This window comes from Microcoleus sp. B13-B6, assembly GCF_036705405.1.
In the GTDB taxonomy this organism is placed as follows: Bacteria; Cyanobacteriota; Cyanobacteriia; order Cyanobacteriales; family Microcoleaceae; genus Microcoleus.
Window position 1 is genome coordinate 19099 of the sequence record NZ_JAUBUJ010000045.1, and the last position, 13863, is coordinate 32961.

13 protein-coding genes are annotated in these 13863 nt (G+C 42.5%); 11 read left to right on the forward strand and 2 right to left on the reverse strand.

Going from position 1 to position 13863, the window contains the following annotated elements; genetic code table 11:
• Window positions 1-68: 68 nt before the first annotated feature.
• The 11 genes from QUB35_RS20110 (at window position 69) to QUB35_RS20160 (ending at window position 10300) form a co-directional block, all read left to right on the forward strand.
• Complete coding sequence (locus QUB35_RS20110; protein WP_333143532.1) at window positions 69-1220, forward strand: CAP domain-containing protein; 1152 nt, start codon at window positions 69-71, stop codon at window positions 1218-1220.
• A gap of 366 nt (window positions 1221-1586) precedes the next feature.
• Complete coding sequence (locus QUB35_RS20115; RefSeq protein ID WP_333143533.1) at window positions 1587-2324, forward strand: hypothetical protein; 738 nt, start codon at window positions 1587-1589, stop codon at window positions 2322-2324.
• A 13-nt stretch (window positions 2325-2337) separates the two neighbouring features.
• On the forward strand, window positions 2338-2868 hold the full coding sequence (locus tag QUB35_RS20120; protein ID WP_333143534.1) for a L,D-transpeptidase: 531 nt from the start codon (window positions 2338-2340) through the stop codon (window positions 2866-2868).
• A gap of 208 nt (window positions 2869-3076) precedes the next feature.
• The gene (locus QUB35_RS20125) at window positions 3077-3619 is read left to right on the forward strand and encodes a hypothetical protein (RefSeq protein WP_333143535.1); all 543 of its coding nucleotides are present in this window, start codon (window positions 3077-3079) and stop codon (window positions 3617-3619) included.
• Window positions 3620-3689: 70 nt separating this feature from the next.
• Window positions 3690-4688 (forward strand): DUF4344 domain-containing metallopeptidase, encoded by a 999-nt coding sequence (locus QUB35_RS20130; RefSeq protein ID WP_333143536.1) that lies wholly within the window; start codon window positions 3690-3692, stop codon window positions 4686-4688.
• Window positions 4689-4862: a hypothetical protein gene (locus tag QUB35_RS20135; protein WP_333143537.1), complete on the forward strand. Its 174-nt coding sequence runs from the start codon at window positions 4689-4691 to the stop codon at window positions 4860-4862.
• A 56-nt stretch (window positions 4863-4918) separates the two neighbouring features.
• Window positions 4919-5944: a CAP domain-containing protein gene (locus tag QUB35_RS20140; protein ID WP_333143538.1), complete on the forward strand. Its 1026-nt coding sequence runs from the start codon at window positions 4919-4921 to the stop codon at window positions 5942-5944.
• A gap of 100 nt (window positions 5945-6044) precedes the next feature.
• Complete coding sequence (locus QUB35_RS20145; protein WP_333143539.1) at window positions 6045-6539, forward strand: hypothetical protein; 495 nt, start codon at window positions 6045-6047, stop codon at window positions 6537-6539.
• A gap of 74 nt (window positions 6540-6613) precedes the next feature.
• Complete coding sequence (locus tag QUB35_RS20150) at window positions 6614-7135, forward strand: hypothetical protein (RefSeq protein ID WP_333143540.1); 522 nt, start codon at window positions 6614-6616, stop codon at window positions 7133-7135.
• 145 nt (window positions 7136-7280) lie between these two features.
• Complete coding sequence (locus QUB35_RS20155; protein WP_333143541.1) at window positions 7281-9116, forward strand: C1 family peptidase; 1836 nt, start codon at window positions 7281-7283, stop codon at window positions 9114-9116.
• Window positions 9117-9643: 527 nt separating this feature from the next.
• Window positions 9644-10300 (forward strand): response regulator transcription factor, encoded by a 657-nt coding sequence (locus tag QUB35_RS20160; RefSeq protein ID WP_333057822.1) that lies wholly within the window; start codon window positions 9644-9646, stop codon window positions 10298-10300.
• Here QUB35_RS20160 and QUB35_RS20165 read toward each other — a convergent pair.
• Entirely contained in the window at window positions 10272-11471 is a 1200-nt protein-coding gene (locus tag QUB35_RS20165) for a hybrid sensor histidine kinase/response regulator (protein WP_333143542.1), read from the reverse strand. The two genes, QUB35_RS20160 and QUB35_RS20165, sit on opposite strands and share 29 nt — an antisense overlap.
• Window positions 11472-11674: 203 nt before the next feature.
• Window positions 11675-13597 (reverse strand): type IV secretion system DNA-binding domain-containing protein, encoded by a 1923-nt coding sequence (locus QUB35_RS20170; RefSeq protein WP_333143543.1) that lies wholly within the window; start codon window positions 13595-13597, stop codon window positions 11675-11677.
• Window positions 13598-13863 lie beyond the last annotated feature (266 nt).

Genomic DNA, 13863 nt, shown 5'->3' on the forward strand with positions numbered 1-13863 from the left:
AATAGGGTGATGATTCTTCTAAGCTTTGTTGGAAAAAGTCGATTCATTGAGAAAAATAGAGGTTAAATATGGCAGTAAATTATCTATCTTCGGTAGAACAAAGTGTCGTTGATGAAATCAATCTGGCACGGACAAATCCTAACGCCTATGCAGATATATTGGCGCAAAGAAGGCAATATTATCAAGGAAATACGATTAAATTGCCTGGGCAGGTTACTCGGCTTACAAATGAAGGTGTCGCCGCTCTGGATGAAGCGATCCGCGTTTTGCGATCGACCTCTCCTTTACCTGCTTTAAATCCATCCAGAGGAATGTCTTTGGCTGCCAAAGATCACGTCAATGATATAGGACCTAAAGGTCTTGTGACTCATACAGGTACTGATGGTAGCGATCCAACTCAAAGAGTTGATCGCTACGGACAAGGTTACGCAGGTGAAAATATCGATTTTGGAGCCAGTAGCGGTCGAGAAATTGTAATCGATCTCCTAGTTGATGATGGCGTTTCGAGTCGGGGACACAGAGAAAACATCCTGAAACCTTCTTACCGATTCGCTGGAGTAAGTGTTGGTCCCCACGCTCAGTATGGAACAATGGCGGTCATTGATTTTGCGGATCAATACAAAGAAGCATCTGCTCCACCCACAACTCCTGTACCAACTCCAACACCTCCACCCGTTCCTATTGCACCACCTTCAAATACTGGAAGTGATGGTAAGACTCTTTTCGGAACTGCTGGCAGCGATACCTTGCGGGGAGGTAGTGGTACTTATACTTTGTATGCTGGCAAAGGCGATGACGTACTTCTTGGCAGCGAGAGCAATGATGGTAGCGTCATCTACGCTTACGGCGGTAGTGGCAATGACATATTGGTCGATGGTTTCGGCAATGACATACTGATCGGTGGTAAAGGCGATGATTATTTTATCGGGACTGATGGCATTGATACGTTTGTAGGTGGTTCAGGAAGCGATACTTTTTCCTTTGTTAGCGATGGATTAGCTATTATCCCCGACTTCGATCCTGCTTCTGATTTCATTGAACTGTCGGGCGATCTGGAAGGGTCTCGTGTTTTAGTTTCTCGTAATACTAGCAATAGTATAGGAGTTTTTGTCAGCACTAATGGCGGTTCTTCTTTTGACTTAAACGTTGCATTGTTGACCAATTATACTGGCGATCTTGCGAGTGTTTCACGAAGAATTATCGGGGGACAGGGATCGTAAATCCCCTCTGTGGTTTTCGTGAATAGGAGCGATGGCGATCGCTTCTCAAAATTGACTTTAACAAAGAGCGATCGCCTGATATTTTCCTCACATTTATATTCTGTAGGGGCGGGTTCGCCGAAATATTTGACACGCGCGAATAATCTAGATAACCCGCCCCCACCCAGCGAATAATCCCCAAACAACTATCCCTGTTTCACCAATAAATTCAATTAGTTGTTTATTTGTCGATGGGTAGGGGCGGGTTTAGATAATTTGTCGATGGGTGTCAAATATTATCGCGAACCCGCCCCTACAGGCTTTCCTAAAAAACAGGCGATCGCCTTTCCCAATCTGTCAATTAGCTATTCTATTCTGAGGTAAACCATGAAAAATCAAAAGTGTTTTTTAAGCGCGATCGCTATCCCAATCGCGATAACAGCAGCAGCCTTGTTGCAACAAAGTTTATCAGTAACAACTCTTGCTCAAAATATTGAAAATTTCCCTAATAATGCAGTACCAGTCTCACCGGAGAACGATATTTTCAACAATCCTAATACCTCAATTCCAGACAGCGGTAATGCCGTAAATCCAAATAACATTTCCATTACCAGGGGTTCAGGCAGAATTACAAATAGTCAATATCCAGCAGTTGTTCCCGTTGGAACCAGCGTCAGTCAAGTCAGCGGCGCTTACAATCCTTCTACTGGTAAAATCCTGCTAGAAATTGAAGCCAGACAAGTAGAAATATCTCTAAATGCACCTTTGACAGATGGTACTCCGATTCCCTTTACCGTTACGGGAACACAATCGAGGGGGTACGATCCAACTACGAAGAAAATTTATGGCAGTCAATATTCACGATTAACAACTGGTGGCATAAAAGCAGGGGTTCAAAGTCAGGGAACATTAATCAAACAAGGCAATCAAATTCAGGGAAAATTTACAGCCAGAGGAGTTTGGTATGTCTTCGGTAAATCTGCAAATACAAGCTCAGTAGATGGCGAATTTATCCTGAATTTACAACCTGGTGTCCCAGCTAATACTCCTGTTTCTAGGATTATTTCCACTCTACCACCAGACGAAGTAGATACCTCAGTGCCAGGAATTCGAGGAGGTTGGTAGGGGAATGCACATAATGTCTCAACTTTTTTGCAAACTTTCAAAAGGGCTAGCTTTAGGAGGAATTCTTGGCAGCTTGTTTCTCATGTGTCCGCCAAGCTTGTCAGCAGAAATAGAAAGTCAGCCGACTATTCTCCGTGATAATATCAATGCTGAGGAAATTCGTTTAGAAGTTAGCCTCAGCCGCCGCCAAGCGACAGTATATCGGAGATTAACTGAGGTAAAAACTTATCAAGTTGCCATTGGTAAACCTGGATGGGAAACGCCAACAGGAACTTTTCGCGTCACTCAAAAGGTGGAGAACCCAACCTGGATAAATCCGATAACTGATGATGTGATTATTCCCGGCGATCCAGAAAATCCACTAGGGCATTATTGGATTGGATTTTGGACTCAGGGTTGGATTTGGTTCGGTTTTCACGGGACAAATGAGCCTGAATCTGTCGGGAAAGCTGTTACTCACGGTTGCTTGCGGATGCACAACCAGGATGTTGAGGAATTATTTTCTCAGATAAAGGTAGGGACTTTAGTCACGGTGGTTCAGTAGTTAGTGATGTGTATTGGTGAGGTAATTTATGAATCGAATTAAGTTTTGGCGAATCGTTTTTATCATTTGAATCAATGTAGGGGCGGGTTCGCCGAAATATTTGATACCCACGAATAATCTCGATAAACCCGCCCCTACAGGCTTTGTCAAAAAACAGGCGATCGCCTTTCCAAATCTGTCAATTAGTTATTCTATTCAGAGGTAAACCATGAAAAATCAAAAGTGTTTCTTAAGCGCGATCGCTATCCCGATCGCAATAACAGCAACCACCTTGTTGCAACAAAGTTTATCAGTAACAACTCTGGCTCAATTATCCTTAACAGGTCACTGGCTAGAGTTAGGACAAAAACGTGGTAGCCAAAGGATGGAGATCGTTCAAAATGGTAATGTGTTAAATCTTCTTTTATCTTATCCTACGGGTGACTATACACAGCAAGCTACTCTGTCAGGCAATCAATTTCAGTTTGAATGTAAATTTAATAATCCAGGCAGTAGCACTGATTTCCATTACTCATACATAGGAACTTTTAGCACAGATGGAAATATCATTGATTTAACAGAGAAAGATAAGACTGGTCGAAATTCTAATAGAAACATGAGGTTGCAGCGAACAGCAGAAGTTCAAGTAGATGGAGCCGGAAGTCAACCCTGTTCTTCTGAATTAGTCCCGAATAATTCCTCTCCTACGCCTATCTCACCTGCTCCCAATTCTAATCCGCAAAACAACTCTACGCCGGGATATAGCTGGTGAATTAAATTGAAGGCGATCGATCTTACTAACTAACTTTGTTTCCCTTATTATTTTACTTTGTGGGTAACTTATGCAGCGTCTATTTCGATTTATATTCTGTGCGATACTCAGCTTTCTAATAGTTACGTTGAGTTCATTTTGGCGCATTGCGATCGCATTTTTACTTTGCGGTACTCTCAGCGTTAATTCTCTAACTTGCCACTGGGTTAATAGCGATCGCGCTACAGCCGCTCAACCTCCCCCAAATGCGATCGCGCAGCAAAGTGTGGGAAAATTTTACATCGCTTATGGCCCCGTAAGAAGTGAATTTTACCGAGATTTTCAAGTCGGACTTAAAAATTCAGGAGGGGCAGAGCATTTTGCAGAATTCTTAAATAGTTTCAATTTGTCTCTTCCTGTTAATGTACCGATTATTTTTTCCGAATGCGGTCAAGCAAATGCTTATTATAAGCCTGCTAAACGGGAAATAGAAATTTGTATGGATTTGACGGTTAATTTTGTTAAACTCTTCTATGAAAATAAACCCAATACACCGAGAGAAACAATTTTTAAGCAGGTTGGACAAGTTACGTTATTTGTAATGTTACATGAGACGGGACACGCTTTAGTTCATTTATTAAATCTACCCATAACAGGAAAAGAAGAAGATGCTGTTGACGATCTTGCTACAGTTATCTTGCTAGAAATGAAAAACGAAACGTCTGAAAGCGCTGTTTTAAATGCAGCAATTTCTTTCGCTTTAGAAGGAGATCAAAGAATGAAAGCGGAAGACATCCCTTTCTGGGACGAGCATTCTTTAGATAAACAGAGATTTTTTAATTTAATCTGCTCAATTTATGGCAAAAATCCTGGGAAATATTCTTACTTGGTTCAGCGAAATATTTTGCCAAAATCAAGGGCGGTTAGATGTGGAGATGAATATGCTCAAAAGTTCAATAGTTGGGTGAGATTATTGTCGTCTCATGTTAACAATAGTCCTCAACCAAGAAATACGAGAACTCCTGAATCTGTCTATCCTTCCAACCCGCCGCCGCGTCCAAGCGAACCTCAGCCGGGATGGAATTGGTAAATGAATAAAAGGCGCAAATTATTTGTGTTTTCTTTGGTTAATTTGCAAATCAGCAATTTTTTAGATATGTCAAATATGAAGAAAATCAAGTTTTTTACAAAGGCGATCGCGCTGACCTACTCTCTCGGAAAAACAGCAATACCTAAAGGTAATGGAGTGCGATCGCCTCCCTAGAAGAAACTGAATCGTGAACCATTAGTTTAAGTTTAAATCCTGAAGTGAGGTAAATTATGCGTCGAATTGGATTTATTGCTTGGGGAATTGCTAGTTTTGTTGTAGCTGCAATTACGCAGTCTTTTGCTGGCAATGGACAAACACCCCCGTCTTCTCAAGACTCAGATTCTAATAATATCAGCCAACCTGGACAAATCAATCTCAGCGACGGATGGGTAACAGCACAAGCAGATTTATGCAACTCAAGGACTGTTACTTCACCAACTACTGTCACTACCAGCCACGATGGATCGCCCTATCAAGTATGGACAGATTTTAGGAGAGGTAAAGAGAGTATTAACTCTGCTGCTTGTGGTCGTCAATATTGGCTTAAGAAAGATCCGAGCCATTATAATAATGGCATTAAATTTGTCTATCTTGTAGATGGGCGTGGCGTTTGTATCGTACCCTTTCTCTATAAAGAAAATTCTGATGGTAGTCTTGAAAGTTTACGCTCTGCTCCCGAATGTAATTCGGGTCAAGTAGCTACCAGGAATTCACCCGATCGCACGCCCAGAAGTCAACCTTCTAATCCGCCTCAGCCACGACAACCCGTTACTGCACGTAATGGTGGCAGTTTAGAGAGGCAAGAGATGAGTTTATATAACTTGGTAAATCAATATCGTGCTCAGTATGGATTGCCACCAATTCCACTATCGCGATCGCTAAGTTATGTAGCGCAAAGCCACGTGCGTGACTTGTACAACTTTAATCCTGATAACTGCGGTGGTCTCCACTGTGCTCATGGCTGGAGTAACTGTGCCTATGATGCCAATAATCGAGAAACCCTGCCCTGTATGTGGGAAGCTCCCCGCCGACTAGGTACACCCTATCCTGGTAATGGTTACGAGATTCTTAGTGGTAGTTCATCTGGAACTATATCACCTGAACTAGCTCTTGGTTTCTGGCAGAGTAGTTCGGCTCATAATGCAGTGATTTTAAACCAGGGTATGTGGCGGGAATCATGGAATGCAATGGGTGTCGGCATCTATAGAGGGTATGCAGCAGTATGGTTTGGACGAGAACCAGATCCAGCCAGGTAAATATTAGGTTTAGCCTAATATTAGAGACTTCGGATAACTAGATTTTCGCTCTTATTTAATTAGCTTGCACAAACAAATTTGCAAAGAATTGAGGTAAATTATGAATCAGATTCAAAATTTGGCAATTGTTCCATTCACTTTCACAGCTATTTGCTCAATTTGCCCTTACGCATTAGCTGAAACATTTCCTAGAATGCCTGTTATACTTTCTCAGGCACAATACAATTTGACCGGTCAGTGGGAACTAGAAGCAGGCTGGTTTACTGCTGATGTCGTATGTCTGATTGGTTCTAATAAAGTTGAAAAATCTACTGTTGATATCACCCAGAACGGCAATCAGTTTACAGCCAATGGTAGTGGTTCTATTTTCAGATTTTTTAGGACTCTAGCTTTAGGGTTGGGAAACGGGATAATATCGGAAAATAAATTTCAGGCTGAAGACCGAACATACCGTCTGCAATGGCTCGGCAGTATTAGCAACGATGGTAATGAAATTACTGGAAGCATAACTTGCGATCAAAAAGTTAGTTTGCCTTTCATAATGCGCCGTTTGACTACAAACAACCCACCGAGCTCATCTAATTGGAGTTGGTGAATGGGTAATGTTTCAAACAGAATTAATTTTTAATTGGCTTGCACAAACAAATTTGGAAAAAGTTGAGGTAAATTATGAATCTGATTCAAATTTTGGCAATTGTTCCATTCACTTTAACAGCTATTTTCTCAATGCGTCCTTACGCATTAGCTGAACGCTCTCCTAGAACACCTGTTATAATTTCTCAGGCACAATACAATTTGACCGGTCAGTGGGAACTTGAGACTGGAACTTTTGGCCCTGAGTGTTTTGTTAGCAAGGATATTAAAAAATTTCCGGTTACATTTACCCAAAATGGTAATCAATTTACAGCCAATGGTGGAACAGTTATTGAGGGGAGAGGAACTTCACCAGCAAATATTGGAAACGGCAGATTGTCAGGCGATCGCTTTGAGTCTCAATCTGAGGTATTTAATTGGATTGGTACTGTCAGTAGTGATGGTAATTCTATCCAAGGAAATGTTACTTGTCAAATGTCGGGAGGAGGTACTGGGAGAGGAACTTTGCCTTTTACTATGAAACGGTCTACAGGAGCTGTACAACCTGCTCCTAATCCTAATACGCCAAACAACGTTCCATCGGGATATGTCTGGTAAGTTCAATTGAAGGCGATCGCTCTTACTAACTTAGTTGTTTTGTATTAGTTGAATTTGTGGGTAATTGATACATAGTCTATTTTGATATTGAGTGAGATATTTTATTAACTTGCACAAACAAATTTGAAAGTAGTTGAGGTAAATTATGCGTCGGATTGGATTTATTACTTGGGGAATCGCTAGTTTTGTTGTAGTTGCAATTACGCAGCCTATTCCTGGCAATGGACAAACACCCCCGTCTTCTCAAGACTCAAATTCTAATATTATCCGCCCTGATTTAGTAACATCAGCAGGAGAGGTGCAACAAGGTTTATCTGTCAAAAGCCCTGCTCAAAGCATGAATATTTTACCAAATCCCCGTGATTCCTTTGTCTCGAAAGTTGATACATCTGATCAGCAAAAAGCGAATTTTAACCCAAATAACCTTAGCCAAGCTGGACAAGTCAATCTTAGCGGTGATTGGATATACGAAACATATTATTTTGGAGAAAATTGCAGACCAGCACTTGAACTTGGTAGTGGTAAAGGTTCGATGAACATAGTGCAACAGGGAAATCAGATTAACATACAGGGAGGAATAGTTGCAAATAATAACCCAAATCCTAGAATAGCTGGTACTATATCTGGCAACCAATTTAGTGTTAAAGTATCTGACGGTAACACGGAAGTTTTTCAATTGTACGGTCTCATTAGTAGTGACGGTAATCAAATTACTGGTGATGTGTTCTGCTACGGAAGAACAAAAGTGCCTTTTACTTTAACGCGAAAAAATCCTCAGCCACCACAACCCGTTACTCCCCAAACCATCGAACAAAAACGAGCCTTCCGCAAATCTGACCAACAAGTAGCAGCAGAATTAGCCGCACTGCGAGAACGGGGAAAACGGGAAGGTTGGACTTTTGAAGTTGGAGACAGCCAAGCCTTCAGAATATTACTCGAACTGCTCAACGGAACACGCATTCCCGCCAACTTTAGACCCAATGTGATTAATATTCTGGACATATTAACTCGTCTCATTCAAGACGCATCCCGAAATAATCCCACCCCCGTACCGCCTCAACCCGTACCACCTCGACCTATTCCCAATCCAAATCAATTACCCAATCGTTTTGATGCCCGCGAATGGGGTGTAGTTCCTGCAATTAGAACTCAAGGAAACTGTGGTAGTTGTTGGGCTTTTGCAGCAGTCAGCGCTCAAGAAATTGCTTACAGTTCGCTTTATAAACAGCCTAGCAGCAGCCTTGATTTGAGCGAACAACAACTTCTTTCTTGCAATCGTAATAACTTTAGTTGCAGTGGCGGATTTATCAGCGATAAAGATTCCGACTATCGCTATGAATCAGGCTTGGTTGGCGAACAAGCTTATCCCTATGAAAAGCGAGAATCAACTTGTAGAAACTTTAGTAGACCGGGTTCTGGCAATCTTTTTGATATCAAGGCTTTTCAGTTCATAGATCTAAATGACGATTCAGGTTCTCCAGCAAATATCACTAAAATTAAACAGGCTATCTATGCCTTTGGAGTCGTCTGGGCTGGTGTTCATTCAGATGAAGCATTCCACGCTTACAAAGGTACGGGAGTTTTTAATGCTTGCAGTAACGGCAAACCTAATCATGCCATTAATATTATTGGTTGGGATGATGCAGGTGGCTATTGGATTGTTCGCAATTCTTGGGGTAATGATTGGGGCGAAAATGGTTACATGAAAATTAAGTATGGTTGCAGTCAAATTGGTGTTAATGCTGCTATTCCCAAATTGCCAGTATTAGCAGATTGTAATGGTGGTAATTGTCAACCGAGAAATTATAGCACTCCTCCTTGGTTGGGAGGAAATGCACCAACTCCTGTAGCGCCAACTCCTACTCCACCAATTTCTGTACCACCAATTTCTGTACCACCAACTTCTGTGCCACCAACTTCTGTGCCACCAGTTTCTAATCCTAATCCGCCCAACGACGTTCCACCAGGGTATAACTGGTAAGTTCAATTGAAGGTGGAGTCGTTGATTTTTCTCACTCTTTTATTTATAGGGAAATGAAAGAGCGATCCGTTAACCATTTCCCTGCACTTCTGCACCAACTGGCTTTCTTCTGGCTTCAATATCGACTCACGCAAGAGCGATCGCAAAGTTCGATTATTGATGGGTATGGTGCAATACGATTCAGATAAGACACTCATGGAGACCCAACCCTGTTAAAAACAGATAGTGCGATTGCTTCGGGCTTGCTTCGTACCCTCGCAACTGCGCTTCGCTTGGCTCGCAATGACCAAAAAACATTAACTGAACCGTATTAGGGTAGGGTGGACTTCAAGGGAGACTAGCTCAACTATAGTTAATGTACCTCCTCCCTACGACTCTCAAACCAAAGACAGACTAGCAGTATTAAAAATCTTCCCAACAGATGAGGACAATACTAGCTTACAAGTTCAACAATTTAGGAACGAGCTAAAGCTTTCTGTCAAATTTCGGCAGAAAGTTCGCCTCCTACCTTTAATCTGGAGAAAAAAATGATCGCTGGAGTAAAAGCAACCAAACCATCAACCATCCTAATTGTCGAAGACGATCCCATGATGCAATTGGGACTATCACGGCTCCTAGCAACAGAACCTCAATTTACTATTGTCGGGCAGGTAGAAGATGGCAATTCAGCAATAGATGTAGCTTCCAAGCTAAAACCAGATATTATCCTCATGGATATTGGCTTACCTGATATCGACGGCATTGCTGTTGCCAGTCAAATAAAAACATTGCTACCCCATACCCGCATCCTCATGCTAACTTCACACACCAGTGATACAGAAGTATTGGCTTCCTTATCTTGTGGAACAGAGGGTTATTGCATTAAAGGCACTAGCACAGAACAGCTATTAACAGCCATCAATGCTGTCCGAGAAGGTAGCACCTACCTAGACGCTAAAATTGCCACTTGTGTCATTCAAAATCTCAGAAAACCCACAACTAACTGCGAAGAATCCCTGTTTACCGCGCGAGAATTGACGGTATTAAAACTAATGGCAGAGGGCAAAAGCAATAAAGATATCGGTTATCAACTGCACTTAAGCCCTAATACTATCAAAGGTTACATTAAAGCGATTTTCAACAAAATGGAGACTAACGATCGCGTACAAGCTGCGGTTATTGCCCTGCGTAGTGGTCTGGTTTAAACACTGGCAAAGTGAACCAAAAAGTAGTACCCTTACCTAGCTCACTCTCTACACCAATTTCTCCACCATGCGCCTCGACTATTTGCTTCGAGATGTAAAGCCCTAAGCCAACCCCAGCAGTACGCTTAACACCACTACCTCGCACGTACAGTTCAAACAATGAAGCACAATGCTCTGATTTTATTCCCACCCCATTATCTCTCACCGTGCAGCGTAGATAAGAGGCCTCTCGCTCCAGCGATGCACCTAATGTTAACGTAAATCCAACTGGATTGTATTTGAGAGCATTGCCAATCAAATTTTCAAAGACTCGCCTGAGCTGAGCGGAATCGGCATTAACTAAAGGTAAATCAGGAGTAAATTGATAATTGAGGACAACTTGGCGTTTTGCCAACATTAATTCCCACTCTAAGAGAATGCTGCGTGTCAAACTGTAGAGATCCATTGGCTGTAACTCCAAAGGGACACCTACAATATCACCCTGCTGCATTTCAATCAGAGAATTAATCAGTTTGATTTGGCGCGAACAGCTTTGCAGGATACTTTCTAAACTTGACTTATCAATAACAACTTCATTTTCTCCTACCACTTTCTTCGGTTCAACTGACTGCTCTTTGAGGAAACATTGCAAAATAATTGACATTCCTGTAATGGGATTTCGCAAGTCGTGGGAAACAGCGTGCATAAAAACTTTCAAACCCATTTCAGCCTGTTGTCTTTCCTGAATTTCCTGAGCGAGTTGGCTATTTTGTGTAACCAGTTGTTTGTTAGCACAAAGAAGTTGCTGCTGCAATTGGCTCATTTTTAGCTGAGCTTCCACTCGTACCAGCACTTCCATCGGCTCAAAGGGTTTAATAATGTAGTCAGCGCCACCTGTTTCAAACCCTTTTACTTTGTCAAAAATATCATCCAAAGCACTAATAAAAATAATCGGAATTTCTGCCGTATTCTCTTGTGCTTTTAAGTGACGGCAGACTTCATAGCCATCCATCCCTGGCATTTTTACGTCCAACAAAATCAAGTCGGGAGGCTGGAGGCTCACTGCTTTTAACGCTCGCTCTCCACTAATGACCTTCCTGACTTTGTAGCCACTTTCAACCAGCACTTTAGACAGTAAGTGAATGTTGTCACGGCTGTCATCTACAATCAAAATATCAGCTTTTATTTGCATAATTTAAGAGGGGGAGGGGGAAGGGGAAGGGGAAGGGGGGAGAAAGGGAAGGGAGGGGATTAGAGGTTTACTTCCTACTCACTTCTTTGTACTTTTGAGAAGGCGAGGGGAAAGGAGAAGGAAGGATAAATTTTCGCTTTTCTTTATTCAATAAAAGCAGGATTTACGCAATTGGTACATTATCCCCAAATAATCAGCTTTTTCTACCCTTCCCCCTCCCCTTCCCCCTCCCCTTCTTTCCCAATCTCAGCATTTAGCAGTTTCTTCCTAAGACTGCTAAAAATTAATGCTTCCGCAGCCAGAGATTTAGAAGAATTGGCAACATTCCTAACCTCCACCTCTCCAGTTGTCACTGGTTCATCGGGGTCATTGGGATGAGGCAGCATTTTTTCAGCAGCTCGAATCCGATTTTCCAATTCCTGATCGATATTAATTAATTGTCCTGTCAATCGGTTAACAGACAGCAAGGCTGCTCTTTGAGACAACTGCGGACAGATATGACTGTCCCAGAGAGCTTCTGACTCTTTAGCTTGCTTTAAGTCTCGTTGTCGAACCGGGATTTTCAAGGAATAGGGAAACAGAGCTTCTGAATCCGAACTGTAAGCCGGTGAAGTGATAACGCACTTCCCTTGCGGAAACCTCAGAATCTCATCGGCACTCAAAAGCGGTTTCTTTTGCAACTGCTCGCTCCAATTGACAGAACGGCTTGTTTGTTGCCCCGTCGAGCTACCTGTAGAGCGATTTTTTACCAGCACTTCCACTTCCCCATACCGCTTAGAATACTTCTCCGCTGTATCAAAATCACCGGGGTTGAACAACACATGAGTTGACAAAGCACTTGCGATCGCCGCCCCTTTTTTATCCCCATAGAGATTATAGAGTTGATTGAGGGATTGAATGCCAACAATCGGCACGCCACCAGCCGAACGATATTCGTTAGCCCACTGATCCATTCTATCGAACTTGAGAGACGGAAACTCATCGAGACAGTACACAAATGGGTCAGAACGTACTCGACTCAAATTAGACACTACACATAAGTGAATAGCAGCAGCTAATAGCGGCCCCACTACAGTGCGCCTTTGGTCGTCTAATTTAAAAATAATGCACTTTTTGCCCGACAAAACAATGGGAATTGTACTGTGACCAATAAATGCCCGCAGCAAATCTTTTTGAATAAAACTTGAATAAGTTGCCTCTGCGCTTGCCTTAATACCCGCCACTGTTTTTTCAGCATCTTTTGAACTTAATAACTGTGAAAAACTAGAGGCAATCCACCTGTCCATTTTGAGAGGATGACCCTCCGGGCGGTGGACAGCATGGTGAATGCGACTAACTAAATCGGGAAGCTGAATAATCGCATAAACAAAAGCCAAATCCGGGTAAGGACTGCCTTTTGCTAACTGCACTAAACCCTTCGCCATTAACTCCCCTGCTTTCTCAAAAAACTCATTACCTTTACTCTCTCCCGGACTTGCATTGCGAGCAATAACTTGCCCAATTTCTGCTGCCATTACTGCATCTTGTGCATCTCTCATAAAATCCAGAGGATTGATAGTACCACTGTAAGCTTCCCCCGGCGCAAACACTTGCACGTCATAGCCGTAGCGCACTGCCAGGGGCGCGTGCAGCTTCATCTGGTCTCCTTTTTTATCGTAAATAATCACAGGAAAACCTTGCTGAAATGCACTCTCAACCATCCGATCAATCACACTAAAGGTTTTGCCAGAACCCGGAGCACCAATTACTAAAGTACCGCGTTCAGCATGAGGAAACCAAACAGTAGGATTTGCGCCTAATAGCGTTTGTAACTGAGCGCTCAATCCCTTTATATTCTTGAACCAATAAGTCGGCGTGCCGCTCCATAAAGTAACGGGTTGCCGTTTTTTTTCTTTCATTTGTTTGAGGGCCAGACCTGTCGCTGCCATCTTTTCAGCCGTACCGCACAACCGACCTGAAGTAACTTTTCCTTTGCCACTTCCAATTATCTTTGAGAAGACAAATAAAGCTAGTAATAAGCCTAGCATTGAAAGTCCTTCTGGATTGATAAATTGACCAATCAAACCCTTAAAGTCTATGCCAATAAGCGGGCGTTTAGTTGCCGGCTGGGTTTGTACTTGAAGCACTAATTTTGGGTGGTTTTGAGAAAACAATTGAAGATTTTTCATAGGAAGGGGAAGGGGAAGGGGAAGGGGAAGGGGAAGGGGAAGGAAAAACTAAGTTATTGGGGGAAGGGGAAGGAAAAACTAGATTATTGAGGGAGGGGGAAGGGGAAGAGGAAGGCTGGGCCGTGAGATACCGAACGGAAAAACAGGTTATTATTGCTTTTATTGCTACTAAGCTGTCATCTACAAACCTGCAATCTGCTGTCTCCTTCCTTCCCCTTCCCCTT